This is a genomic window from Acidisoma sp. S159 (assembly GCF_009766125.1).
Lineage (GTDB): Bacteria > Pseudomonadota > Alphaproteobacteria > Acetobacterales > Acetobacteraceae > Acidisoma.
Window position 1 is genome coordinate 201298 of record NZ_LMUG01000045.1, and the last position, 24722, is coordinate 226019.

A 24722-nucleotide genomic window follows, 5' to 3' on the forward strand; every position below is an offset into this window, starting at 1 on the left:
GCCGCGCCGCACGCCGGGATGAGCCGGCGGCAGGCGGAGTCCACGCATCCAGTCGTCACGGAATCGCGGCCGAAGCCGCGTCCCGTCATCAATTGGTCAGTTGCCCCGTGCGGGTGCGATGCTCTTCGGTGTCGAGTTCGACGTTCAGAACAAGGGATTTCAGCTCCTTGGTCAGCACGTTGAAGCTCTCTGGCACACCGGCCTCGAAGTTGTCCTGATCGCGGACAATCGCCTCGTAGACCTTGGTGCGCCCGGACACGTCGTCCGACTTCACCGTCAGCATCTCCTGCAGCGTATAGGCGGCGCCGTAAGCCTCGAGCGCCCAGACCTCCATCTCGCCGAAGCGCTGCCCGCCGAATTGCGCCTTGCCGCCCAGCGGCTGCTGGGTCACGAGGCTGTACGGGCCGATGGAACGCGCGTGGATCTTGTCGTCCACCAAGTGGTGAAGCTTGAGCATGTAGATGTAGCCGACAGTGACCTTGCGCTCGAAGGGCTCGCCCGTGCGGCCGTCGGTGAGAACCACCTGGCCGGAGGATTCGAGACCCGCGAGGCGCAGCATGTCCTCGATGTCGGCCATCCGCGCGCCGTCGAAAACCGGCGTCGCGATCGGAATGCCCTTCTTGAGGTTGTCGCCAAGCTCCGTCAGCTGCGCCGAGGACATATTCGCGATGTCGTCGCGGAACACCTTGTCGCCATAGATGTCCTTGAGGCGATCCAGCAGCTCCTGCTGATGCGCGCCCGTGCGGCGATACTGCTCAACGAGATCACCGACCTGCTTGCCCAGCGCCGCGCAGGCCCAGCCCAGATGCGTCTCCAGAATCTGGCCGACGTTCATGCGGCTCGGCACGCCCAGCGGATTGAGCACGAGATCGACATGCGTGCCGTCCTCGAGGAACGGCATGTCCTCGATCGGCGTCACGCGGCTGACCACGCCCTTATTGCCATGGCGGCCGGCCATCTTGTCGCCGGGCTGAAGCTTGCGCTTCACGGCCACGAAGACCTTGACCATCTTCATCACGCCGGGCAGCAGCTCGTCGCCGCGCTGCAGCTTGTCGACCTTATTCTCGAAGCGCTGCTGCAGGCGATGCACGCTGGCATCGAACTCCCGCTTCAGCGTCTCGATCTCGGCCATCACGGCGTCGTCCTGCACACCCATGTGGCGCATCGTGCCGCGCGGGTGTTCGGCCAGGACTTCCTCGGTCAGCACGGTGCCGGCCTTGATGCCCTTGAAGCCGCCGGACGCCTTACGCTCCAGCAGCTTCTCCTTCATGCGGTTGAGGAAGCTGCGCTCCTGAATCGCCTTCTCGTCGTCGCGATCCTTGGCCAGACGCTCGACCTCGGCGCGCTCGATCGCCATCGAACGCTCGTCCTTGTCCACGCCACGGCGGCTGAAGACGCGGACATCAACGATGGTGCCGGAAACGCCCGGCGGCAGGCGCAGCGAGGTGTCGCGCACGTCGGAAGCTTTCTCGCCGAAGATGGCGCGAAGCAGCTTCTCCTCCGGCGTCATCGGGCTCTCGCCCTTCGGCGTGACCTTGCCGACCAGGATATCGCCCGGGTTCACTTCCGCGCCGACATAAACGATGCCGGCCTCATCCATGTTCCGCAGCGCTTCCTCGCCGACATTCGGGATGTCGCGCGTGATCTCTTCCTGGCCGAGCTTCGTGTCGCGCGCCATCACTTCGAACTCTTCGATGTGGATGGAGGTGAACACGTCGTCGCGCGCGATGCGCTCCGAGATCAGGATGCTGTCTTCGAAGTTGTAACCATTCCACGGCATGAAGGCGCAGAGCACGTTGCGGCCCAGTGCGAGCTCACCGAGTTCGGTCGAGGGACCGTCCGCGATGATGTCGCCTTCCTGCACGCGGTCGCCCACGCGCACCAGCGGCCGCTGATTGATGCAGGTCGATTGGTTGGAGCGCATGAACTTGCGCAGCCGGTAGATATCGACGCCGCCGGTCGTGCCATCCACGGAAGCCGCCCGCACCACGATACGCGCGCCGTCGATCTGGTCGATCACGCCGCCACGCCGCGCGATGATGGTCGCACCCGAATCCCGCGCCACCGCCGCTTCCATGCCAGTGCCCACGAGCGGAGCATCGGCGCGGATGAGGGGCACGGCCTGCCGCTGCATGTTCGAGCCCATCAGCGCGCGGTTCGCGTCATCATTCTCAAGGAACGGAATGAGCGCGGCGGCCACGGACACGAGCTGGCGCGGTGATACGTCCACCGCCGTCACCTGATCCGGCGGAACCAGGCGGAAGTCGCCCTGATGACGAACGGAAACCAGATCCTCGGCGAAGCGGTTGCCATTCACCGGCACATCCGCCTGGGCGACGATCAGCTTCTCCTCCTCCATGGCAGAGAGGTATTTCCAGCCTTCGCTGATCTCGCCATCCTTCACCAGGCGATACGGCGTCTCGATGAAGCCGTATTTATTCACCTTGGCGTAGGTCGCCAGCGAGTTGATCAAGCCGATATTCGGGCCTTCCGGCGTCTCGATCGGGCAGATGCGGCCGTAATGCGTCGGATGCACGTCGCGCACCTCGAAGCCGGCGCGCTCGCGGGTCAGACCCCCCGGCCCGAGCGCGGAGAGGCGGCGCTTATGCGTCACTTCCGAGAGCGGGTTGGTCTGGTCCATGAATTGGCTGAGCTGCGAGGAGCCGAAGAACTCCCGCACGGCGGCCGCCGCCGGCTTGGCGTTGATCAGATCGTGCGGCATCACCGTGTCGATATCGACCGAACCCATGCGCTCGCGGATGGCGCGCTCCATGCGGAGCAGGCCGACGCGATACTGGTTCTCCATCAGCTCGCCGACGGAACGCACCCGGCGATTGCCGAGATTGTCGATGTCGTCGATCGAGCCGCGGCCGTCCTTCAGCTCGCAGAGGATCTGGACGGTCTTGAGCACGTCCTCCTTGCGCAGAATGCGGACGGTGTCTTCGGCATGCACGCCGAGACGCATGTTCATCTTCACGCGGCCGACGGCCGATAGGTCGTAGCGGTCGGGATCGAAGAACAAGCCACGGAACAGCGCTTCCGCCGTCTCGCTGGTCGGCGGCTCACCGGGGCGCATGACGCGGTAGATGTCGATCAGCGCGTCGTCGCGGTTGCTGTTCTTGTCCACCGAGAGCGTGTTGCGGATCCAGGGACCCTTGCTCTGATCGATCGCGAGGGTCGGCAGGCTTTTGACCCCGGCCTCCTCGAGCGCCGTAAGCTTCGCCTCGGTCAGCTCCTCGCCGGCCTCGACGAAAATCTCGCCGGTGTCGTCATTCACCAGGTCTATCGCCATGTAGCGGCCGAGCAGGTCGAGCCGGCTGGCCAGAACCTCCTTGGTCTTCTCGCCGATGCGGCGGGCGAGCCGCTGCGTCATCTTCTCTTCAGGCTTGGCGACGATCTCGCCGGTCTCGGCATCGACCAGGTTCTCGAACAGCTTCATGCCGCGAAACGCATCGGGGTCGAAGGGACGCGCCCAGCCCTTGGCGCCATGCGTATAGACGACCTGGCCGTAGAAGGTGCTGAGGATCTCCTCGGCGCCCATGCCCTCGATCTCGCCGATATCCACGGTCTCGCCCTTGGCGGCGCGGGCGGCGCGCAGCGCCACGGTCTTCTCGCTGTCGAGCGCATAGAGCAGCGTGCTGACCGGCAGCTTCCGCTTGCGGTCGATGCGGACGTAGACGAGGTCCTTGCTGTCGAACTCGAAGTCGAGCCAGGAGCCGCGATAGGGGATGACGCGCGAGGCGAACAGGAACTTGCCGCTGGAATGCGTCTTACCCTTGTCGTGGTCGAAGAACACGCCCGGGCTGCGATGCATCTGGCTGACGATGACGCGCTCCGTGCCGTTGATCACGAAGGTGCCGTTATCCGTCATCAGGGGCAGGTCGCCCATATAGACGGGCTGCTCCTTGATATCGCGGATCGAGCGGCTGCCGGTGTCCTCGTCCACATCCCAGACGATGAGGCGCAGCACCACCTTCAGCGGCGCGGCAAAGGTCATGCCGCGCTGAATGCATTCCTCGACGTCGTATTTCGGCTCTTCCAGCTCGTAATAGACGAATTCCAGCCGGCCGCGCCCCGCGAAGTCGTCTATCGGAAAGACGGACTTGAAGACCTCCTGCAACCCGGTCAGGGTGCGGCTGTCGGGCGGCACGTTCATCTGGAGAAAAGCTTCGTAGCTCGAACGCTGCACGTCGATGAGATTCGGCATCGGAGCGACTTCGGGAATCCGCCCGAAGCTCTTGCGAATCCGCTTGCGTCCGGTGAAGGAGTTGTTCAAGCCACCTGAAATCGCGTTCATGCCTGCCCTTAGCCCTCGATTTCCCAACCGCCCCGGACAAGTGCCGTGCGGTGTCCGTAGTCCTGCGGCGCCCAGTTTCGGTCTCGCGGGCGCCACGACCGGCCGCGTGCCCCATCGCCTGGCGCACCCTGCCGTCTCTCTCTCAGCTACGCGGTCCTAGAACCGCGGACGGGGTGGAAATCACGTTGATTCCCACCCCTCACGCTCAGTCTTGTGCCACCCGGCGCCCGTGAGGACCCCGGATGGGTCGATTACTTGACCTCGACAGAAGCCCCATTCTCTTCCAGAACCTTGCGGATCTTCTCGGCTTCGTCCTTGGTCACGCCTTCCTTGACGGGCTTCGGCGCGGCCTCGACGAGATCCTTCGCCTCCTTCAGGCCAAGGCCCGTGATGGTGCGAACTTCCTTAATCACGTTGATCTTCTTCTCGCCGACCTTGGCGAGGATCACGGTGAACTCGGTCTGCTCCTCGACCACCGCGGCAGCGGCGGCAGGGGCAGCGGCGGCGGCGGCCACCGGCGCGGCGGCGGAAACGCCCCACTTCTCCTCGAGCAGCTTCGACAGTTCGGCAGCCTCAAGCACAGTGAGGCTGGAGAGCTCGTCCACCAGCTTGGTCAGATCGGCCATGTTTATGTGTTCCTATTATGTAAACTTCGGTCGGTTCAATGCAAGCCGGTTCTTTACCGGCCTGGCATTCCAGAGGATCGGCACGCCTGTTGTCAGGCCGCCTCGTCCTTCCTGGCATAGGCCCCGAAGACCCGCGCGAGATTGCCGGCCGGCGCCTGAACGACGCTCGCGATCCGCGTGGCAGGGGTCTGAATCAGACCCACCAGCGAAGCACGTAGCGCATCAAGCGACGGCAGTTCAGCGAGCGCCTTCACCCCAGTCGCATCAAGCGCCTGGGTTCCGAGCGCGCCGCCGATGACGACGAACTTCTCGTTGGTCTTGGCGAACTCGACAGACACCTTCGCCGCCGCCACAGGGTCCTTTGACCACGCAAGCGCGATCGGTCCCTTCAGCAGGGTCTTGATGCTATCGAATCGGGTCCCATCCAGGGCGAGGTTGGCCAGACGGTTTTTGGTTACCCTGAAGGTCACCCCTTCCGCCCGCATGCGCCGACGCAGATCCGTCACTTCAGCAACCGTCAGCCCATTATTCCGGGTAACGACCACCATCGACGTTTCCGCGAAGACCGCCGCGAGGGAAGCGACGAACTCCTGCTTCTCCGTACGGTCCATACTAACTCCGCCACAAAATCCCTCAGGAACTTCCCGAGGGCCGGGTTACCCATGGGCAGACGGAGCCGAAACTCCGCACCTGCCCGGTTCGCCTGTCCGATCAGCCGGAACCGCCAAAGCCTCGCCTCGGGCGCCGCGCCTCGCGCCGCCCGTTGTGATCCCTGGCTTCCCCGTCTCCCATCCGCGAGCCCTGGCGGCTCCTTAAGCGCGCCGTCCCGTCACCGGGCAGCGAGCACGTCTGGTCTTGGACAGGTTCGGAGGGGTCCCCCCCTCCTGCCCGTCCGGGCCTCGCGACCCGGACGAATTTCTTGCCGCTAGCTGGCGGTGAGGCTTGCCACGTCCACGCTTATGCCGGGCCCCATCGAGGAGCTCAGCGCGGCCTTCTGGACATAGGTGCCCTTGGCGCCCGCAGGCTTCGCGCGCGTCACGGCATCGGCCAGCGCCCGGATATTCTCCAGCAGCTTTTGCTCGTCGAAGCTCGCCTTGCCGATGCCGGCATGGATGATGCCCGCCTTCTCGGCGCGGAACTCAACCTGGCCAGCCTTGGCGGCTGAAACGGCGCCCTTAACGTCCATCGTCACGGTGCCGAGCTTCGGGTTCGGCATCAGGCCACGCGGCCCGAGGATCTTACCGAGGCGGCCGACGAGGGCCATCATGTCCGGCGTCGCGATGCAGCGATCGAAGGCGATCTCGCCGGCCTGGACCTTCTCGGCCAGATCCTCGGCGCCGACGACATCGGCACCAGCGGCCAGTGCTTCCTCGGCCTTGGGGCCGCGCGCGAAGACGCCGATGCGCAGGGTTTTGCCGGTGCCGTTCGGCAGGCTGATGAGACCGCGCACCATCTGGTCCGCATGGCGCGGATCGATGCCGAGGTTCATCGAGAATTCAACCGTCTCGTCGAACTTGGCGCGGGCATTGCCCTTCACCAGCTTGACGGCCTCGGCGAGGGAATAGGTCTTCTCGCGGTCGAAAGCGGCGTAACCGGCGGCGAGGCGCTTGTTCTTGGCCATCGGATCAGCCCTCCACCACCGCAAGGCCCATCGATCGGGCGGAACCGGCGAGCATGCTCACGGCGCCTTCCACATCGTTGGCATTCATATGGATCATCTTCGTGGCCGCGATCTCGCGCAGCTGGCTCATGGTCACGCGGCCGACGGTCGCGCCCTTGCCGGTGGTCGTCGAGCCCTTCTTGATGCCCGCAGCCTTCATCAGGAAATAGGTATTGGGCGGGGTCTTGAGGATGAAGGTGAAGGTGCGGTCGCCATAGGCCGTGATGACGACGGGGATCGGCATGCCGGGCTCCATGCCCTGCGTCGCGGCGTTGAATTCCTTGCAGAACTGCATAATGTTCAGGCCGCGCTGACCGAGCGCTGGGCCGACGGGCGGAGACGGATTGGCCTTCCCGGCCGGTATCTGCAGCTTGACGTAGCCGACGACTTTTTTCGCCATGACCCTCGATCCTGTCTGTGGGACGGATTAAGGACCGCGGTACATGCGAAGCCGGTCGCCCGAGCTTCTCCCGCGTTCCGATGAGACGCGGCTGATAGAGGATCGCCCCGCGCGAGTCCAGCGACACCTCTTGACGAACGCAGGTGAGCAGCCATGCACGTTCCACCGCAATCCCGCCTTCGCCGAGCATGACGAGGCGCTCGGGGGCGCCGGGCAGCTAGGCTGAGGCCCGCTAAGCCGAACGCTCCGCAAAAGCCTCCACCAGCGCGCGGATCTCGGCGGCCTCGGTCTGCTCCATCACCTTCCGCGCCAGGCGGACACAATCGTCGATCGAGACCGTGCGCACGACCAGCTTCACCTTCGGCACCGAACTCGCATTCATGCTGAGGCAGCGGAGACCCAGGCCCATGAGCAGCGGTGCGAGCTTGGGGTTCCCCGCCATCTCGCCGCAGACCGAGACCGGCTTGCGCAGCCGCAGCCCTGCCTCCGCGGTGAACTGCACCAGGCGCAATACGCCCGGATGCAGCGGATCGTAGAGCGACGCCACCTCCGCCCCGGCGCGGTCGGCCGCCATCGCATACATGGTAAGGTCGTTGGTGCCGATCGCGAAGAAATCCGCCTCCAGCGCCAGGGCATCGGCCGAAAGCGCCGCCGCCGGCGTCTCGATCATAATCCCGAGGGGCGGCTGCCGCTCCGGCAGATCAACCTTGCGGCGCCGCAGCCGCTTCAGCACGCGCGTATAGATTTCGCGGGTCGCGCGGACCTCGGCGATATTGGTGACCATCGGCAACAGTATACGTACCGGTCCGACAGCCGCCGCGCGGATGATGGCGGCGAGTTGGGTCTCCAGCAGCTCAGGATGGCGCAGCAGCATGCGCAACCCGCGCAGGCCCAGCGCCGGGTTCAGCCGAGGCGGCCCGTCGCCAATGCCGATGGCGGCCAGCGCCTCGATCTCCTTCTCGCCACCCCAGTCGAGCACACGGATGGTCACCGGATCGCCACCCATCGCCTCGATTACCGCGACATAGGCTTCGGTCTGCTCGTCCTCGCTGGGGATCTTCTGCCGGTTCATGAACAGGAACTCGGTCCGCAGCAGCCCGATGCCATCGACTCCCGCTTGGGCGATGAGCGGCAGTTCCAGCGGCACTTCGAGATTGGCGTGCAGGTCGATGATCTGGCCGTCCGTGGTCTCGGCCGGCAGGCGGCGCAGTTGTGCCAGCTTCTGCCGTTCCCGCGCGAAAGCCGCCGAGGTCCGCCGCGCCGCCGCCATCGTCGCGGCCGACGGATGGATCACCACCTCCCCGTTATTGCCGTCTACCACGAGGGTATCGCCGATATGCACCATCGCCGTGACACCGGCCGCGCCGAGCACCGCGGGAATACCAAGCGCTCGCAGCATCACCCCCGTATGGCCGTCAGCACCGCCCTCCGCCGTCACCACTCCCGCCATCCGGGCCGGGCTGAGCAGAGCGGCATCGGCGGGGCGCAGGTGGTCCACCACCAGAACCGTGCCCTGGGCGAGTTTCGCGAAACTCTGGAAGGGCGTCTCGGTGAGGTTGCGGATGAGGCGGCGACCGATTTCGCGAATTTCGTCCGCCCGGCGCCGCAGCCCGTCGCGGTCTTCGTCGGTGCCTTGCAGCACGGCCTCCGCCAATGACTCAGTCTCGGCGGCGACGGCGGTTTCCGCGGAAAAGAGATGTTCCTGGATCAGGCGGCGCACGGCCCGCAGCAGGCGGGAGGGGCCGATCATGCGGAGATAGGCGTCGATCAGCGGCTCCAGCTCCGTCCTGCCCTCATCGGGCAAGACCGTAAGCTGAGCGCGAAGCTTGCCGAGCTGGCGGCGCGACCGGCTGACCGCATCGTCCAGCCGCGCGATTTCGCCGGCTGTCTCATCCTCCGCCACCATCCGGGGCGGCAGGTCGGGGGTGTGATCCTCGAAGAGATAAGCGGGGCCGATGGCGATGCCTGATCCGACCGCGATGCCGGTCAGGCGATGCTCGACCGACGACCGCTCGCTATGAGGCGCGCCATGATGAGGGGGGCTGGGTTCGGCGGTCCCGGAACCGGCCGGGCGCCGGCTGTCAGTCTTGCTCATGGAAGCCGGCCTCGATCAACGAGGCCACGGCATCCAGTGCTTCCTTGGCGTCCCAACCCTCGGCGGTCACCTCGATGATGCTGCCATGTCCGGCACCGAGCATCATGAGACCCATGATCGAGCGGGCCGCGACAGTCTGGCCGTCGCGCGACACCTCGACCACGGCGCCGAACTGCTCGGCCGTCGTCACCAGCTTGGCGGCGGCTCGGGCATGTAGTCCACGGCGGTTGGGAATGCGTATCTGGCGGCGCAGGATCGGCTCGCCACTTGGGCTCGTCTCCGGCGCGCCGGCCTCGCTCATTTGCCGCTGCCGGCCCGCAAGCCCTGCAGCACATTCGAGGCGCAAGCGATGTATTTTCGTCCCGCGTCCTGGGCACAGACGACGGCGCTGGCGAGGTTCCGCTCACCGCGAACCTTGGCGAGCTTGACCAACATCGGCAGATTCACGCCTGCAATAACTTCGACATCTCGGCGGTCCATAAGAGAGATCGCAAGGTTACTCGGAGTGCCGCCGAACATGTCGGTCAGCAACACGACGCCATCCCCGGCATCCACCCTGTCGATCGACGCCCTTATGTCGCGGCGCCGGTCCTCCATGTTGTCGTCGGGACCGATACACACGGTCTCCACGCCCCTTTGGGGGCCGACGACATGCTCCATGGCCAAACGCAACTCCTCGGCAAGATGGCCGTGAGTGACGAGCACGAGCCCGATCATGATGGTTTCAGTGGCCTCCCTTGGCCCCTAGAGCGTGACCAATATGGTCATGCTCTCCGTAAATGCGAAATGGATAAGCGAATGCTTCTCCAGCGGCGGTCATGCGGCGGCTGATCCGGCCATCTCTGACTTTTGTTCAAGGCGATCAAGCTCGCGATGCACAATGATGGGCTTCCAGCCGCTCTCCCTCAGAACCCTAGCAAGCGCTTCTATAAGGAATACGGAACGATGGCGGCCGCCGGAGCAGCCAATGGCCAAAGTCACGTATTTTTTGCCTTCCTGCACAAAACGCGGCAGCAGCAGTGAAGCCATGCCGTTAATCGCTTCCTGAAAGGCTGCACAGTCAGGATCCGAGGCTACATATGCTCCGACCGCTGCCTCAAGACCAGTGGAAGCGCGCAGCGTCGGGTCATAGTGAGGATTGCGCAGGAAGCGGGCGTCGAAGACCATATCGGCCTCGGCCGGCAAGCCGCCACGATAGGCGAAGGACATCAACGTCAGGTTAAGGCCCTCGGAGGCAGCCACCCCGAAACGCTCGCCGATGATCTGCCGCAACGCCTGCGGCGCCAGGTTGGAGGTGTCCAGCATCAGGTCCGCGCCGATCCGCAACGGCTCGGTCAGCGCACTTTCCGCCGCGATGCCATCTCGGACCTGGCCGCGTGGGGCCAGCGGATGCCGCCGCCGCGTCTCGGTATAGCGGCGCAGCAGCGCGCCCTCGTTGGCGGTAGCGAATACCAGTTCGGGGGCAAGCTCGGGATTCGCCCGCAGCCGGTCGAGCGCGGCGAGGATCGTTTCCGCCACGAAACCCCTGGTGCGGGCGTCGATGCCGATGGCCAGCGGCCGGTCGGTCTGGGACAGCAGTTCGTCGAGCAGCGAAACCGGGGGATTGTCGATCGTCTCGTAGCCAAGGTCCTCAAAGGCATGGAGGATCGAGGATTTGCCGGCGCCCGAAAGACCGGTCACCACGACGATGCGACGTCCGGTCATGCGGCGAAGGCGCCGACTGTCATGCTCGCACGGCCGAGCAGGCAATCGAAGGCGAGCGCGAGCCGGGCCGCTGCCGAAGCGCCGCGCGGATCGAGCCGGAGGCGCGGCAGGCCGAGCATAGTGTCGCGTTCCGGTCCGGGCAGCCGGGGGACAGACGGCCCGAGTTCAGCGACCAGAACCGGGCGAATTTCCTTGAGAAAGGGCAGGCGCATCAGGCCAAGCCCCGCGACCTCGAGAAGTCCCGCAAGTGTATCGGGTGCGCGGGCCAGACCATCAGCACCAATATCAACCTGATCGTCAGCAACGAGCATGAATCCACGGTCGAGGAGACGGAGGAGGAGGTCCGACTTGCCCGAGCCAGAGGGTCCTGTGAGCAAGATCCCCTTATCCTCGCGCCCGGCACAACTGGCATGCATCAGCATTAGTTACTGAATGTGACGGCTTCGGCTTCGGTTGTGAAGTGAAAAGCCCGGACTGCCAAAGACTTGGCGTTCGCACCGCGTTTCATCCCCATCGTCTCAAGCAGTGAAATGGACCACATTGGGGAGGAAATTTCCTCAAACAAATCAGCTATGTAGCGTGCCAGCCTAGACTCGAATCAGAAAATCTCGCGGCTGTGCTCCACAGGCTTATCCACAGCTTCGGCGAGTTTCGTTTCCAGCCTCTCCCAAGCCTCTTCGATGGCAGTGAGAAGGGCGGAGCGACCCAGATCCGGGGCAATCGGCGCGCCGATCTCGAGCCGGATCACGCCAGGGCGCTTGAGGAAAGACCGGCGGCCCCAATGGCTGCCCGAGTTGGTCGCGACCGGAATGATCGGCGCTTTCGTCGCCGCGGCCAGCGCGGCCACGCCCGGATGCAGCACCCTTGCTTCGCCCGGACGGCCCCGCGTGCCTTCCGGGAAGATGATGATCCGCCGTCCCTCGGCTGCTGCCGCGGCGCCGGCGCGCATGAGATGCCGGATGGCGGCGCCGCCGCCCGTGCGGTCCACCACGATCATGCCGGCTGGTGCCATAAGGGCGCCGAAACCGGGCAGGCTCAGCAACTCGCGCTTCAGCACGTAGCTCGGGCGCGGCAACAGCATCCAGACACAGGTATCGAAGGCGGATTGGTGGATTGATGCGATGACCGCCGGGCCGTCCTTCGGGATGTGCTCGATGCCGGAGACCACAACGCGGATGTCGCAGAGACCGCGGAGCAGCAGCAGGACACTGCGCGCCCAGGCGGCGCCGACGCCGACCAGCCGGTCGGGATGCCCGCGCCTTAGCAGCCAGATGCCCTGCACCGTGAAGGCGGCGGTGACCAGGAAGAACAGGAAGTTGAACAGCAACGACGCCGCCCAGAGGCGCACCTGCCTCATGCGTTTCCGGCCTGCCGCAGGATCTCAACCCCGCGCGACGCATCGAGCTGCGCCAGCAGCCACTTGGTGTATTCGCCGAGCAGCAGCCGCCAGATCTGGACTTTCGCGCCGTCATAGATCGCCGGCGGCTGCACGCGCATCGGGTAGAGCCTGACCCCCGGCATGACGCGTGACAACTCGAGCAGCGCGCGCGGCATGTGATAGCCGGCGGTCACCACGATCAACGAATGGATGCTGTGGCGCTGAGCCCAGGCCGCCGTTTCCTCGGCATTGCCGAGTGTCGTCAGCGCCTGATGGCCGACCGTGACGTGGGTTCCCTCGGGCGGCGGCGCCAGATGGGTGGACCGCGCGACATCGTTCAAACCGACGCCCTCCGGCACGCCGGAAATCAGCAGCCGGTCCGCGCGTTGCTCCGACAGAAGCTGAAACGCGGTCTTCAGCCGCTCCCCGCCGCCGGTCAGCACGACGATGCCGTCGGCATGCACCGGCGGCACCGAGGGCGAGTAGGTATTGAGCAGGAACCACAGGAAGCCGCCGCACCAGCACAGCACGATGGCGCCGAGCAGAACGCCGATCGCCCGCCACAGCAGGTTCCGCCGCCGGGGGGTCGCGGGTTTCGCGGGCTTTACGGGTGGCGGCCTGGCGGCCTTCGCGCGGCTGGGCGGTTTGGCCGAGGCACGCGTGGCTGCCTGACGGTGTGGCATCGTCAAGGCAGCCGCCTCAACCAGCGCCGCACCGTGCCCTCGGCCGTCACGAATCCGATCGCCGCCGCGGCGAAAGGCAGGGCCGGCAGCGCGATCCAGAGCGGCAAAGGCAAGGCAATCAGCGGCTGGTCGGCCGTCGGCACGCTGCCGCCCTCCGCGAAGGGTGCCGCGAGGAAGGCGAGCCACAGCAGAACGGGCAGCGCGGCGGCGGCGCCGCCCGCGCCTCCCAGTCCCGCCAGCCGCATCGCCCGCCGGGCAAAGCTGCGCGCGATATAGGAATCGGTGGCGCCGAGGCCATGGACGATCTCGATCGCCTCCCGCCGCGCCGACAGCCCCGCCCGCGTCGCGACCGCGACGACCGCGATGGCGACGGCCACCACCACCATCAGAGCCACCGCCGCGCAAGCCTGGAGGCTGCGCGCCAGGGCGGAAAGCCGCGTCGCCCAGACATCGGCGCTTTCCACCGCCGTATCGGGCGCGACGGCGGCGAGGCGCTCGTTCAAGGCGGGCGGCGTCGCGCCCGCCGCGACCAGCTGCACAGTGACCACCGCCGGCAAGGGCAGCGCCAGGCTATCGCCCTGCGCGCCGAGCCATGGCCGCAGCAAATCGCCGAGATCCGAAGCGCTCATCGGCGTGGCGTTGCTCACCCCGGCATCCGCGCGGAGAATGGCGAGGACGGCGTCTAGCCGCGTGCCCTTGCCGCCTTGGGCCGGTTCCGTCGGGCTGGGTACCTGCACCGTGAGTTCGGCGGCGGCACCCTGGCGCCAATGCTCGGCGAGCGTTGCCGTCGCCAGGGCGCCGGCGAAGGCGAGGGCGGCCAGGAAGGCCATGGCGGCGACCAGCAGCGGCAGCAGCCGGTCCGAGATCGCGCGGCGGAGCCCGAGATCGTCGAAGCCCGAAGGCCGCAGCCGGCGATCCTGCGCCGCTTGGCGCCTGGCGGAACCGCGCGGCGCCTTAGCCATCCGAGACCAGCCGGCCGTGATCGAGCCGCAGGGCCCGCTCGGGATGCCGGGCGACCAGCGCATCATTATGGGTCGCGACGATTGCCGTGGTGCCGAGGCGGTTGAGCTCATGGAAGAGCTGCATCAGCCGCTCCGCCTGCGCGTCGTCAAGGTTGCCGGTCGGTTCGTCGGCCAGCAGAAGCCGGGGCCGGCCGATCACCGCACGGGCGATCGCTACGCGCTGCTGCTCGCCGCCCGATAATTGATGCGGCCTCGAATCGAGCTTGCCGGCAAGCCCCACCCAGCGCAGCATCTCCGTGACATCGGCCCGGATCTGGCCCTCGGGCCGGCCGGCGATGCGCAATGGCAGGGCGACATTCTCGAAGGCGGTGAGATGGGGCAGCAAGCGGAAATCCTGAAAGACCACACCGATGCGGCGGCGCAGGCGCGGCAGCACGCGACGCTCCGCCCGGCCGATATCGACACCCTGGACAAAGAGCCGGCCACGGCTTGGCCGCACGGCCAGGTAGATCAGCCGGAGCAGGCTGGTCTTGCCCGCGCCGGAAGGTCCCATCAACCAGCGAAAGCCCCCTTCGGGCACCTGAAAGGTGAGGTCGTGCAGAACCTCGACCGGGGTTTGCCCGCGCCCGTATCGCAGCCCAACGTCTTCGAGCCGTATCATCGGGGCGGCCTAGGCATGGCGCGGCGCGGCCACTTTCAGCGAAAGGTTGCAGAACGACCCGGTAACCCAGGTTGCGATCAGGATTGCACGCGGAGCGTCACTTGGCCACAATCCGCCCCCTCGCCCAGGGAGCGCCTTATAATGAAGATGTGTCGCAGCTGATGCGCCTTGTCTGCCCGGAATGCAGCGCAGCCTATGACGCGCCGGACACGCTGTTCAGCCAGTCACGGGACGTCCGGTGCAACCGCTGCGGTTTTCAATGGACCGTGATGGCTTCTCCAGCTGCGGCCCCGGCGGTCATGGAACTAACATCCGAGGTCGCCCCGCCCAAGCAGGCGACCGAACCGGCACCCGCACAGGTTGAACGCGTTGTCGTTCCGCCCGCCCCCGTTCGGGTCGAGGCCGCGCCTGTTAGTGCCGATCTCGTCAAGGCCGAACCGGTCAGGACGGAGCCCGCAAAGACCGAGCCGGTGAGGAGCGGCGTCATCAAGGCCGGCGTCATCAAAGCCGGGGACATCAAGACCGGAGATATTACGGGCGGTGGGGTGGCGCTTGCGCAGATCGAGATCGCCAAGATGCGCCCCGAGGATCTGGCGCGCGAACGGGCGCGCAAATCCTCCGCGAAGGCCGATCAGCGAACCGCCGGCCCCTCGCTTCGGCCGCAGATTGCTGAGGGGTCGCCCGAGCGGGTGGTGACGGATCGGCGAGAACCCGCGCCCTCCGGCCTCCGCGCGGCAGCCGCGGCACCTCGCTTGGCCACCCCGGCGGCAGGACCCTCGACGCGGCGGCTTTTCTCGGAGGTGGCTGAAAGCGGGAACCCGCGCGGCCCGGACGCCGAGGAGCGCCTGCTCTCCGCCGAACTGGACTATCGTTCTCCGAGCCGGTCGAGCGGCGGCTGGGTGCCGGTGGTTTTGCTACTTGCCGTCATCCTCGCGGCCTTCGCCGCCGTCATCCTGTGCAAGGAACAGATCGTGACCGCGCTCCCGGCGCTTGCCGGTCTCTACAGGGCGATCGGGTTTTAACCTTTCCGCGTAGATCAGCACGTATTCAATCTGAACTATGCTCGCCCCACCACGTCATGCTCGGCGAAGGCGTGCCATGACGGATCGTCAGCGCGTCGGGCGGGGCGGATTCTCGGCGTAATCATAGAAGCCGCGCTTCGCTTTACGGCCGACCCAGCCCGCCTCGACATATTTCACCAGCAGCGGGCAGGGGCGATACTTATCCTCCCCTAGCTCGCTATGCAGCACCCGCATGATCGAGAGGCAGGTGTCGAGCCCGATGAAATCGCCTAGTTCCAGCGGCCCCATCGGCTGATTGGTGCCGAGCTTCATCGCCGTGTCGATCGCCGCCACGGATCCCACACCATCCGCCAGCGCGAACACCGCCTCGTTGATCATCGGCACCAGGATGCGGTTGACCAGGAAAGCCGGGTGGTCCTGCGCCACCGCCACCGTTTTGCCCATGCGTTCGGCCAGCGCCTTCACCGTCTCGAAGGTCGCGTCGCTGGTGGCGATGCCCCGGATGACCTCGACCAGCTTCATCACCGGCACGGGGTTCATGAAATGCATGCCGATCACCCGCTCGGGCCGGTCCGTCGCGGCGGCCAGCCGGGTGATCGAGATCGAGGAGGTGTTGGACGCGATCAGCGCCGCCGGCTTGAGATGCGGCACGAGCCCCTTGAGGATCGCGAGCTTGACCTCCTCGCGCTCCGTCGCCGCCTCGATCACCAGATCGCAGCCGCTGAGCCCGGCATTCTCCGTCGCCGTCCGGATGCGCGCGCGGGCCGCGCCCCGCGCCTCCGCCGTCAGTATGCCCTTCTGCTCCTGCCGCCCGAGATTGCGGTCGATCGCCGCCAGGGCGCGCTCCAGCACCTCCGGTGCCACATCCAGCAGCGTGACGCCGAGCCCGGCCACCGCCGAGACTTGCGCGATGCCCTGCCCCATCTGGCCCGCGCCAATGACGCCGATGGTCTCGATCGCCTTTGCCGTCATCGCGTGCTCCCGTTCAGCGCATCATGAGGAGGATGGCGACGATCGCGATCGCCAGGCCTTGCAGCAGAACGCGGAGCTGCATGAGCCGGTTGGACCGGCGCGGATTGCCGCTGCCCTTGATCATGCCGCCGACACCCGCGACCAGCGTCGCGACGACGCCCATCATGGTGAGGATCAGCAGGACCGTCAGAAATGTCTTCACGGCCGGAGCTTAAAGCATAAAGCCAGGGGGCTGGCAGCCCGGTCACGCCTGCCGTAACGAGCGTCACACCCGCGCGGCCAAAATACTGCCGCAGTCGCGGCGCGTCTGTCCGCCATCGTCCTTGGGAACATTACGCTCTTGACCCTGTCGCTTGCCCGTTTCGCGCCCCGCCTCCCGTTCGTTCCGCGTCTGGCGCTGCTGTCCCTCATCCTCTGCCTAGCGGCACTGCCGGGGCGGTCCGCTGGGGCAGCTGACAGCGCCGCACCGCCTGCGATCAGCGCCGACCAGGCCCGCCACGTTCTCTCCGTGCTCCAGGATCCGGCGCGGCGGCGTGACTTCATCGATACGCTGCAAGCGATCGCGGCTGGCTTGCCGCCAAGCGCTGCCGTGGCCTCTGCTCCCCCGGTTCCCGCTGCGGCGAAACCACCCGAGGCTCCGCCCGCTGCAAATTCGGCCGCGCCGGGGCCGCCTGCCGCCAATGTGGCGACCCCCGCACCACCGGCAAAGCCTGGCACGCCACCGGCCGCCGCGCCGCCGGCGCCCGCCAAGAACACCTCGCTCGCCGACCACCTCAAGATCCCCCTGCAAGCGGATAGCCTCGGGGCCGAGCTGCTGGCGGATGCCTCGTCGAAGGTTGCCGCCGTCGCCAATGGCATGCGGCACGGCCTAGATTTTCAGGAGCAAGCGCGCGCCCTTGGCGCCTGGGTCGGGATCACCTGGCGCGATTCCTGGGTGCGGGCGCAGATCCCGCGCCTGTTGTGGGAAATCGCGCTCATTCTCGGCTGCGGCATAGCGGCCGATTACCTCCTCGGCTGGGCGCTGCGCCGTCCGCGCCGTGCCCTGCTGAGCTGGGCGGAAGCCCGGCTGCGCATCGCCCGCGCGTCGCGGGCCGAGGCCGGGGTCGATCTCGAAACCCGGCGGCAGCGTGTGGCTCAGCGGCTGTTCCTCAGGCGCCTCCCGGCGCTCGCCGGCTATTTCGTGCTGGAGTTCCTGCCGACCCAGGCTTTCGCCCTGGTGGTCTTCATTCTGTTCAGCCTCATCATCCCGAATAACCAGGTCGACCGCCTGACAATCGGCGCAATCGCCAATGCCTATCTCGTCACGCGCCTCATCATGTCCGGGCTCCGGGTTCTGCTGACGCCCGATAGCGACGCGCTGCGCTCCTTCCGCCTCACCAGCCCGCAGGCTGTTTCCGTGCTGCAATGGCTGCTGCGGCTGGTAGCGACGGTGACGGTGGGCCACGCCATCATTCGCGTCTGCCTCGTCTTCGGCCTGTCGCTTTCGGCGCAGGCGGCGCTCGTCAAGCTCGTCGTGCTGGTGGTGCATCTTCTGGCACTTGCCATGATCATCCAGGAACGCGCCGCCATCACCGCCTGGCTGCGGCCTCTACCGGGCGCAAAGGGCGCCAGGCTACGCGGTGCCTTCGCCCGGAGCTGGTATCTCGTCGCGGTCTTCTACCTCGTCGCGGTCTGGATCGTCCGGGTGCTAGACATCCCAAATGCCTTCGAGGAAGTGATTCGCTTCATTGTCGTGACCGCCGTCGTGCTCGGCGTCGCTCGCTTCCTCACTTTATCCGGCCAAGGTCTCGTCGGACGGCTGGCGAGCCCGGCGGAGGAGGACGAGCCGCCGCGCTCCACCTTCCGCATCCGGCTCCGCCGCTACGAGGCGCTGCTGCGCGGCGGTGTCGCCGCCATCATCCTGGTCTTCGCCGTCTTTGCTTTGTTGCAAGGCTGGGGCCTCGACCCCTGGGGCTGGCTGACCAGCGGGCCGCTCGGCGGCCGCATCGTCAGCGCCTTGGTCAATGTTATCGCCACTTTCATCGCCGCCCTGGTCGCCTGGGAACTGGCCAATGCGGGTCTCGGCCACCGCATCGACCGGCTGGAGCGGGAGGGCAAGCGCAGCCGCGCGGCGCGTCTCCGCACCCTGCTGCCGATGCTGCGCACCGCTCTCATCGTGGTCTTCGCCATCGTCCTGTTCCTTGTGGCGCTCAGCGAGATCGGGGTGAATATCGCGCCGCTGCTGGCCGGCGCCGGGGTGATCGGCATCGCGGTCGGTTTCGGTTCGCAGAAACTGGTGCAGGACCTCATCAACGGCCTCTTCCTGCTGCTTGAGGATGCGGTGCAGGTCGGGGATGTCGTCTCCCTCGCCGGGCTGACCGGCGTCGTGGAGCATCTCTCGATCCGCAGTATCCGGCTGCGGTCGGAGGACGGGTCGGTCCATCTGGTGCCCTTCAGCGCCGTCAGCAGCGTCACCAACATGACGCGGGACTTCGCCTATGCGGTCGCCAAGCTCACGGTGTCCTACAGCGAGGACCCCGACGAGGTGATGGGCGCGCTGCGCGACATCGTGGCTGAGATGCGCCGCGAGCCGACCTGGCAGCCGCTGATCCTCACGGATATCGAGATGCAGGGCGTCGATAATTTCGGCGAGCGCGGCCTCACCATCAACTGCCGCATCCGCACCGGCCCGTTCAGCCGAGGCGCCGTGGCGCGCGAATTCAACCGCCGCATCCAGATCCGCTTCGCCGCGATGGGCGTAGAAATGTCGGCCCCCCGCCGCCCGGTCGAGGCGACGCCAGCGGCTCCGGAGCGGGAAGCAGCTCCCGCTGGCATTCGCGTTGCGCCGGCGGGTTGAGTTGGCGAGCAGAGACCGGCGTCACGTCATCTTCGCGAAAGCCGGGCATGACGATAGCGGCAGCGAACCAGGCCGATTCCGCGCGTCCAACTGGAAACGATTTCTAAAGGCTTCACGCCTCTGGTGCGATCCAGTATTGCGGGCGCCGCTTACCATTGACGTCGGCGTGATCGGCGCCGGCACTACGCCGGGCGAGGATTGGGTCGATTATGTGGGTGCAGACGAAGCTTGCGGCGACCGCGCGATTCAGCAGCCGCCGCGCACCTTTGGTGGTTCTCCTCGCCCTGCTCGTGGCGATCGGCTGCGCGATGTTCACCGCGCGGCACCTCAGGATCGACACCGACACGGATAACCTCTTCTCGCCTCGCCTGCCGTGGCGCCATGCGCAGATCGCGATGGACAAGCTCTTCCCGCAATATAACGACCTGATCGTCGGCGTGGTGCAGGGTGCCACCCCCGAGGAGGCGGATGCGGCCGCCAGCGCCATCGCCAAGGCGGCCGCCGCCGACCCCGCACATTTCAGGACCGTGCGCCGGCCGGATGCGTTGCCCTTTTTCAAGACCGAGGGGCTGCTGTTTCTGTCGCTCGCTGACCTCAACGCCTTGCTGAACAATCTCATCCAGGCGCAGCCCTTCATCGGGCAACTCGCGGCCGACCCTTCGATGCGCGGCCTTCTCACCGCGATTGGCCTGATCGGCCAGGGCGCGGCGGCGGGGCAGGTCAATATCTCGCCCTATGACACCGCCTTGAATGGCTTCCATAACGGCCTCGTCGCGGCCTCAGGCGGCAAGCCGGAGCCGCTGTCCTGGCAGCGGCTGCTCGGCGGCGGCCTCAGTGATCGCGCCGGGCCCTATCGCTTCGTGCTCATCCAGCCGGTGCAGGATTATAACAATATCGAGCCCGGCGCCGCCGCCACCGACGCGCTCCGCCGCATCGCCGCGTCCGTGCCCGATATCCGCGACGGCCGCGCCTCCCTCCAGCTCACCGGCCAGATCGCCCTCGCCGACCAGCAATTCGCCTCCCTGACCCAGGGCATCGTCATCGACAGCGTGGTGACGCTCATCCTCATCATACTGTGGTTGGTGCTCGCGGTGCGCCGCGTCCGCTACATCGTGGCAATTCTGCTCACGCTGGTGCTGGGACTTTTCGTCACCACCGGCTTCGCGGCGCTAGCTATCGGCACGCTCAACCTGATCTCCGTCGCCTTTGCCGTGCTGTTCGTCGGCCTCGCGATCGACTTCGCGATCCAGATTTGCGTGCGCTACCGCGATGAGCGCCGGACCGACGTCGATACCGCCACCGCGCTCGCGGTGACCATGACCAAGGCGGGAACCTCGGTGCTACTCGCGGCACTCGCGACCTCGGCTGGCTTCCTCGCCTTCGTGCCGACCAATTTCATCGGCGTCGCCGAACTCGGTCTCATCGCCGGCGTCGGCATGCTGATCGCCTTCGCCTGTTCGGTGACGTTCCTGCCTGCGATGATCACCCTGCTGCGCCTGCCCGCGGAATCCGGCGAGGTCGGTTTTGGCTCCCTCGCCCCAGCGGACACCCTGCTGCGGCGCCACCATCGCGTGGTCCTCGGCGTCTTCGCGGCCCTGGCGGTGATCGCCGTCATCCTGCTGCCGCGGTTGAACTTCGATAGCGATCCGCTCGACACCCAGGACCCGCATAGCGAGGCGATGCGCACGCTGCGGGAACTCATCAACAACCCTGTCACCAACCCTTATTCGATTGACGTCATCGCGCCCTCGGTCGCCGCCGCCGCCCCGCTCACCGACCGGCTCGGCAAGCTCCCGCTGGTTCACGAGGCGATCAGCGTGACGAGCTTCGTGCCCTCGGATCAGCAGGCCAAGCTCGAAACCATCGCCGACACCGCGCAGATCCTGGCGCCCACCCTGAGCCCCGGTCCCGCCGCGCCGGTGACGCCGGGCGATATCCGCATCGCGGCGCGAACCGCCCAGAAGGAAATCGAGGCGGCCCGCAGCCATCTGCCGCCGACCAGTCCGCTGCTGCGGATCGGCGACGACCTGACCAAGCTCGCCGGCGAGTCGGATGCCCAGCTCATGGCGACGAATACGGCTCTCATCCGCTTCCTGCCGACCGAACTCGACAGCCTGCGCACCGCGCTCTCGGCGCAGCCGGTCACCTTCGCGACCCTGCCGCAGGACCTCAAGCAGGACTGGGTGACGCCGGACGGCCAGGCGCGCATCCAGATTCTGCCGCAGCCTAACGCGCGCAACAGCGCCGGGCTGCGTGCCTTCGTCCAGCAAGTGACGGCCGTGGCGCCGGGCGCCGGCGGTGCTGCGGTCACGGTGATCCGCAGCGCTCAAACCATTGTCGGCGCCTTCCGAGAGGCGGCAGTGCTGGCGCTGTTTGCGATCGCGGCGATCCTGTTCATCATGCTGCGGCGCCCGGTCGACGTGCTGATGATCCTGGCGCCGCTGGTGCTGTCGTCGCTGATGACGGTGATCGTCATCGTGCTGCTGCCGCTGCCGCTGAACTTCGCCAATGTCATCGCCTTGCCTCTGCTGCAGGGCGTCGGTGTTTCCTTCAACCTTTATTTCGTGATGAACTGGGCGCGTGGGGACCGGAGTTTCCTCGCCTCCTCCACCGCGCGGGCGATCCTGTTCTCGGCCCTCACGACCGGCACGGCTTTCGGATCGCTCGCTTTTTCGCATCACCCTGGAACGGCGAGCATGGGCAAGCTGTTGCTCATCAGCCTGGGCTGCACCCTGGTGGCGACCTTCGTTTTCGAGACGGCTCTGCTCTACGCCGTGCCGCCGCCGGGCGCCCCGCGTAAGCGCGATACGAAATCTGAGGAATATATCAGAGAATCTTAAGATCGCCGGTGATTTCGTTGCGGGATCGTATTATACCGTACGGATGGGCATCAATCAGTCGCAATACCTCCCCAGCCGCGTTCTAGGCGGCCTACGTCATGCGGCCACCGCGGGGCTCGACCTTTTGCTGCCGCCGCAATGTCCGATCTGCGGCAAGCTCGTCGATGGGATGGGCCGGCTATGCGCGAACTGCTTCGGGCAGACGCATTTTATTTCCGCGCCGTTTTGCAGTTGCTGCGGCGTTCCCTTCGCGACCGCCGGCGAAGGCGGCGCGCTCGCTCTCTGCCCAGGCTGCCTATCGCATCCCCCCGCTTTCCGCAGCGCCCGCGCGGCGCTGAGTTACGACGAACAGGCGCGCCGCCTCATCCTGCCGTTCAAGCATGCGGATCGGACAGAACTCGCCCCCGTCCTTGCCGCCATGATGGCGCGCGCGGGAGCGGAGCTGCTGGCCGAAACCGACGTGCTGGTGCCGGTGCCGCTCCACCGCACCCGATTGCGCCATCGGCGCTACAACCAGTCGGCCCTGCTCGCCGTCGCCCTCGCGCGGCGCTGCGGCAGGCCCTGGCTCGCCGATGCCCTGAGGCGCCAGCGGCCGACACCCGCGCTCGGCGAATTGGGCGCGGCCGCGCGGGCCGAGGCGGTGGCCGGCGCCTTCACCGGCGCACCTGGACGAATGGTCTTCGGCGGCCGAAAGGTTCTCCTCATCGACGATGTCATGACCTCCGGGGCGACCGCGTCCGCCTGCGCCACGGCGCTGCTGGCGGCGGGTGCGGCGCGGGTTGATGTTCTCGTGGCGGCCCGGGTCCCCGATCCGCGCGGGGGCTGACCCGCTTCCGTTGCCGACGCGTCCCTCTTGCCGATTTCCGCCGGTTATCCGATGTCCATCTCTCACAGCGAGAGGCGACCATGGCCGACGTCGAAATCTACACCCAGCCCTATTGCCCGTTTTGCAGTCGCGCCGTGGCTCTCCTGACCTCGAAGAAGGTCTCGTTCCGCGAGATTGACGCAGCCCACGGCACCCGCGAGCGTGAAGAGGCGAGCCGTCGCTCCGGCGGCCGCACCACCATGCCGCAGATCTTCATCGACGGCCGGCATATCGGCGGCTGTGACGATCTCGTCGCCCTGGACCGTCGCGGCGGCCTGGATGAGCTTCTGGGCGTTTCGGCGAGTTAGCGCGCGGCGCTACCGCGGCCCGGTCGCATGATGGCCTGACATCTCGCTGCCGGCTGAGCGTGGCAGGCGCAAAGCCAGCGGCGCAGCCGGCAGCATGATGGCCGCAACAAAGAGGAACGCCACCGAATAGTCGGCGAGGCCGGGATGGGCGCGCCCGCCGAGTGCTGCTGCCCCTGCAAGAACCGCCGCGCCGACCGTAACGCCCAGGGTCAAGGAAAGCTGCTGCAGAGTGCTATAGAGGCTGGTCGCCTGGCTCATGCGGGCAGCCGGGATATCGGCATAGGCGATGGTGTTGTAGGCGGTGAACTGCAACGACCGGAAAAACCCACCCGCCAGCAGCGCGGCATAGAGTGCGGGCGCCGGCCAGGCCGGCCGGAACGCCGCGACCAGCGCCACAAAGACCACCGCGATCCCGCCATTCGCCGCGAGAACCGTGCGAAACCCGTAGCGATGCAGCAGTGGCCGCGCGACCGGCTTCATGATCAGCGCGCCCGCCGCGCTGACGAAGGTGATCAGCCCGCTCCGCAGCGGCGACAGCCCGAAGCCAAGTTGCAGCATGAGCGGCAGCAGGAAGGGCAGCGCGCCGATCCCGATGCGGAACAGCGAGCCGGACAGCACGGAGAGCGCGAAAGTCGGAATCCGCAACAGGCCGAGATCGAGCAACGGATGCGGATGGCTCCGCGCATGCAGCAGATAGCCGAGGCCGGCGATCAGCCCCATCGCCATCAGGCCCGCGGCCGGCAGCGGTGGCAGGGCGCCTTTCCCGAACGAGGAACCGCCGATGATCAGCCCGACCATCGTGGCGCTGGCCAGCACCTGCCCCCAAAGGTCGAAATGGCCCGGCGCGCCCGGACCGTCGGCTCGGATGAACAGCGACACCATGGTCACGCCGGCAATTCCAATCGGCACATTGATGCCGAAAATCCAATGCCAGGACAGCGTGGTGACGAGGAGCCCGCCTAGCGGAGGGCCGATCACGGGACCCAGCAAGGCCGGAACCGTCAGCCAGGACATTGCCTGTAGCAGCTCCGATTTCCGCACCGATCGCAGCAGCAGCAGCCGGCCGACCGGCACCATCATCGCCCCGCCGATACCTTGCAGCACCCGCGCGGCCACCAACTCACCGAGCCCGCTCGCGGCACCGCAGAGAACCGAGGCAAGGGTGAAGACGACGATCGCCGCCCGGAAGACCTCGCGCGCGCCGAGGCGGTCGGCGATCCACCCGCTTGCCGGGATGAAGGCGGCGAGGCTGACGAGATACGAAGTCACGACGATATTCATGCTGACGGGCGAGACATCGAAAGACCGCGCCATCGCCGGCAGTGCCGTCGTTACGACCGTCGAGTCGAGGTTCTGCATGAACAGCGCGCTGGCGACGATGAGTGCCACCATCCGCATCCCTGGTCCTGAGAC

The 24722-nt window shown here is 66.7% G+C and carries 22 protein-coding genes; 5 read left to right on the forward strand and 17 right to left on the reverse strand.

The genetic code is table 11. From position 1 onward, the window contains the following. Positions 1-88: 88 nt before the first annotated feature. From rpoB to ftsE, 14 genes are all read right to left on the reverse strand, one after another. Entirely contained in the window at positions 89-4297 is a 4209-nt protein-coding gene (rpoB, locus tag GSQ92_RS14110) for a DNA-directed RNA polymerase subunit beta (protein ID WP_159013623.1), read from the reverse strand. A gap of 251 nt (positions 4298-4548) precedes the next feature. Further along, on the reverse strand, positions 4549-4923 hold the full coding sequence (gene rplL, locus GSQ92_RS14115; protein ID WP_158803804.1) for a 50S ribosomal protein L7/L12: 375 nt from the start codon (positions 4921-4923) through the stop codon (positions 4549-4551). Positions 4924-5015: 92 nt separating this feature from the next. Then, positions 5016-5534: a 50S ribosomal protein L10 gene (gene rplJ, locus GSQ92_RS14120; RefSeq protein WP_158803805.1), complete on the reverse strand. Its 519-nt coding sequence runs from the start codon at positions 5532-5534 to the stop codon at positions 5016-5018. Positions 5535-5848: 314 nt separating this feature from the next. Beyond that, positions 5849-6544 carry a 50S ribosomal protein L1 gene (gene rplA, locus GSQ92_RS14125; RefSeq protein WP_158803806.1) on the reverse strand — a complete coding sequence of 232 codons (696 nt, stop codon included), beginning with the start codon at positions 6542-6544 and terminating at the stop codon, positions 5849-5851. Positions 6545-6548: 4 nt separating this feature from the next. Then, positions 6549-6983 carry a 50S ribosomal protein L11 gene (gene rplK / locus GSQ92_RS14130; protein ID WP_158803807.1) on the reverse strand — a complete coding sequence of 145 codons (435 nt, stop codon included), beginning with the start codon at positions 6981-6983 and terminating at the stop codon, positions 6549-6551. Positions 6984-7215: 232 nt separating this feature from the next. Further along, entirely contained in the window at positions 7216-9078 is a 1863-nt protein-coding gene (gene ptsP / locus GSQ92_RS14135; protein WP_158803808.1) for a phosphoenolpyruvate--protein phosphotransferase, read from the reverse strand. Continuing rightward, on the reverse strand, positions 9065-9379 hold the full coding sequence (locus GSQ92_RS14140) for an HPr family phosphocarrier protein (protein WP_158803809.1): 315 nt from the start codon (positions 9377-9379) through the stop codon (positions 9065-9067). Before GSQ92_RS14140 ends, ptsP begins: the two co-directional genes overlap by 14 nt. Then, positions 9376-9795 carry a PTS sugar transporter subunit IIA gene (locus tag GSQ92_RS14145; RefSeq protein WP_158803810.1) on the reverse strand — a complete coding sequence of 140 codons (420 nt, stop codon included), beginning with the start codon at positions 9793-9795 and terminating at the stop codon, positions 9376-9378. Before GSQ92_RS14145 ends, GSQ92_RS14140 begins: the two co-directional genes overlap by 4 nt. Before the next feature lie 99 nt (positions 9796-9894). Continuing rightward, positions 9895-10782: an RNase adapter RapZ gene (gene rapZ, locus GSQ92_RS14150; protein ID WP_158803811.1), complete on the reverse strand. Its 888-nt coding sequence runs from the start codon at positions 10780-10782 to the stop codon at positions 9895-9897. Continuing rightward, positions 10779-11204: a hypothetical protein gene (locus GSQ92_RS14155; RefSeq protein ID WP_158803812.1), complete on the reverse strand. Its 426-nt coding sequence runs from the start codon at positions 11202-11204 to the stop codon at positions 10779-10781. Before GSQ92_RS14155 ends, rapZ begins: the two co-directional genes overlap by 4 nt. Before the next feature lie 176 nt (positions 11205-11380). After that, the gene (locus GSQ92_RS14160) at positions 11381-12139 is read right to left on the reverse strand and encodes a 1-acyl-sn-glycerol-3-phosphate acyltransferase (protein WP_158803813.1); all 759 of its coding nucleotides are present in this window, start codon (positions 12137-12139) and stop codon (positions 11381-11383) included. Further along, complete coding sequence (locus tag GSQ92_RS14165; protein WP_254065724.1) at positions 12136-12843, reverse strand: YdcF family protein; 708 nt, start codon at positions 12841-12843, stop codon at positions 12136-12138. Before GSQ92_RS14165 ends, GSQ92_RS14160 begins: the two co-directional genes overlap by 4 nt. 2 nt (positions 12844-12845) lie before the next feature. Then, positions 12846-13805 (reverse strand): FtsX-like permease family protein, encoded by a 960-nt coding sequence (locus GSQ92_RS14170; protein ID WP_254065722.1) that lies wholly within the window; start codon positions 13803-13805, stop codon positions 12846-12848. Further along, entirely contained in the window at positions 13798-14466 is a 669-nt protein-coding gene (gene ftsE / locus GSQ92_RS14175) for a cell division ATP-binding protein FtsE (RefSeq protein WP_158803815.1), read from the reverse strand. Before ftsE ends, GSQ92_RS14170 begins: the two co-directional genes overlap by 8 nt. Positions 14467-14567: 101 nt before the next feature. Here ftsE and GSQ92_RS14180 point away from each other — a divergent pair, with 101 nt between their 5' ends. Next, positions 14568-15488, forward strand: coding sequence for an MJ0042-type zinc finger domain-containing protein (locus tag GSQ92_RS14180; RefSeq protein WP_158803816.1), 921 nt, complete (start codon positions 14568-14570; stop codon positions 15486-15488). Between the two features lie 87 nt (positions 15489-15575). Here GSQ92_RS14180 and GSQ92_RS14185 read toward each other — a convergent pair whose 3' ends face one another. Continuing rightward, positions 15576-16460, reverse strand: coding sequence for a 3-hydroxybutyryl-CoA dehydrogenase (locus tag GSQ92_RS14185; protein ID WP_158803817.1), 885 nt, complete (start codon positions 16458-16460; stop codon positions 15576-15578). A gap of 13 nt (positions 16461-16473) precedes the next feature. After that, on the reverse strand, positions 16474-16662 hold the full coding sequence (locus GSQ92_RS14190) for a twin transmembrane helix small protein (RefSeq protein WP_158803818.1): 189 nt from the start codon (positions 16660-16662) through the stop codon (positions 16474-16476). Positions 16663-16800: 138 nt separating this feature from the next. Between GSQ92_RS14190 and GSQ92_RS31505 the strand changes: the two genes are divergently transcribed. From GSQ92_RS31505 to grxC, 4 genes are all read left to right on the forward strand, one after another. Beyond that, positions 16801-19296 (forward strand): mechanosensitive ion channel domain-containing protein, encoded by a 2496-nt coding sequence (locus tag GSQ92_RS31505; protein ID WP_158803819.1) that lies wholly within the window; start codon positions 16801-16803, stop codon positions 19294-19296. A 209-nt stretch (positions 19297-19505) separates the two neighbouring features. Next, positions 19506-22136 carry an MMPL family transporter gene (locus GSQ92_RS14200; protein ID WP_158803820.1) on the forward strand — a complete coding sequence of 877 codons (2631 nt, stop codon included), beginning with the start codon at positions 19506-19508 and terminating at the stop codon, positions 22134-22136. 43 nt (positions 22137-22179) lie between these two features. Continuing rightward, positions 22180-22962 carry a double zinc ribbon domain-containing protein gene (locus GSQ92_RS14205; RefSeq protein ID WP_158803821.1) on the forward strand — a complete coding sequence of 261 codons (783 nt, stop codon included), beginning with the start codon at positions 22180-22182 and terminating at the stop codon, positions 22960-22962. 80 nt (positions 22963-23042) lie between these two features. Continuing rightward, positions 23043-23309 (forward strand): glutaredoxin 3, encoded by a 267-nt coding sequence (gene grxC / locus GSQ92_RS14210; RefSeq protein ID WP_158803822.1) that lies wholly within the window; start codon positions 23043-23045, stop codon positions 23307-23309. 9 nt (positions 23310-23318) lie between these two features. Here grxC and GSQ92_RS14215 read toward each other — a convergent pair whose 3' ends face one another. Beyond that, positions 23319-24707 (reverse strand): MFS transporter, encoded by a 1389-nt coding sequence (locus GSQ92_RS14215; RefSeq protein WP_158803823.1) that lies wholly within the window; start codon positions 24705-24707, stop codon positions 23319-23321. Between the last annotated feature and the right edge of the window lie 15 nt (positions 24708-24722).

Bases quoted from the DNA above. Each gene is read 5' to 3' on its own strand.
- GSQ92_RS14205 (WP_158803821.1), top strand. From the start codon at position 22,180: ATGGGCATCAATCAGTCGCAATACCTCCCCAGCCGCGTTCTAGGCGGC.
- grxC (WP_158803822.1), top strand. From the start codon at position 23,043: ATGGCCGACGTCGAAATCTACACCCAGCCCTATTGCCCGTTTTGCAGT.
- rplK (WP_158803807.1), bottom strand. From the start codon at position 6,983: ATGGCGAAAAAAGTCGTCGGCTACGTCAAGCTGCAGATACCGGCCGGG.
- GSQ92_RS14165 (WP_254065724.1), bottom strand. From the start codon at position 12,843: ATGCCACACCGTCAGGCAGCCACGCGTGCCTCGGCCAAACCGCCCAGC.
- GSQ92_RS14200 (WP_158803820.1), top strand. From the start codon at position 19,506: ATGTGGGTGCAGACGAAGCTTGCGGCGACCGCGCGATTCAGCAGCCGC.
- rplL (WP_158803804.1), bottom strand. From the start codon at position 4,923: ATGGCCGATCTGACCAAGCTGGTGGACGAGCTCTCCAGCCTCACTGTG.
- GSQ92_RS14145 (WP_158803810.1), bottom strand. From the start codon at position 9,795: ATGATCGGGCTCGTGCTCGTCACTCACGGCCATCTTGCCGAGGAGTTG.
- rpoB (WP_159013623.1), bottom strand. From the start codon at position 4,297: ATGAACGCGATTTCAGGTGGCTTGAACAACTCCTTCACCGGACGCAAG.
- rapZ (WP_158803811.1), bottom strand. From the start codon at position 10,782: ATGACCGGACGTCGCATCGTCGTGGTGACCGGTCTTTCGGGCGCCGGC.
- rplJ (WP_158803805.1), bottom strand. From the start codon at position 5,534: ATGGACCGTACGGAGAAGCAGGAGTTCGTCGCTTCCCTCGCGGCGGTC.
- GSQ92_RS14160 (WP_158803813.1), bottom strand. From the start codon at position 12,139: ATGAGGCAGGTGCGCCTCTGGGCGGCGTCGTTGCTGTTCAACTTCCTG.
- GSQ92_RS14155 (WP_158803812.1), bottom strand. From the start codon at position 11,204: ATGCTGATGCATGCCAGTTGTGCCGGGCGCGAGGATAAGGGGATCTTG.
- rplA (WP_158803806.1), bottom strand. From the start codon at position 6,544: ATGGCCAAGAACAAGCGCCTCGCCGCCGGTTACGCCGCTTTCGACCGC.
- GSQ92_RS14170 (WP_254065722.1), bottom strand. From the start codon at position 13,805: ATGGCTAAGGCGCCGCGCGGTTCCGCCAGGCGCCAAGCGGCGCAGGAT.
- GSQ92_RS14215 (WP_158803823.1), bottom strand. From the start codon at position 24,707: ATGCGGATGGTGGCACTCATCGTCGCCAGCGCGCTGTTCATGCAGAAC.
- GSQ92_RS14140 (WP_158803809.1), bottom strand. From the start codon at position 9,379: ATGAGCGAGGCCGGCGCGCCGGAGACGAGCCCAAGTGGCGAGCCGATC.
- GSQ92_RS14185 (WP_158803817.1), bottom strand. From the start codon at position 16,460: ATGACGGCAAAGGCGATCGAGACCATCGGCGTCATTGGCGCGGGCCAG.
- ptsP (WP_158803808.1), bottom strand. From the start codon at position 9,078: ATGAGCAAGACTGACAGCCGGCGCCCGGCCGGTTCCGGGACCGCCGAA.
- ftsE (WP_158803815.1), bottom strand. From the start codon at position 14,466: ATGATACGGCTCGAAGACGTTGGGCTGCGATACGGGCGCGGGCAAACC.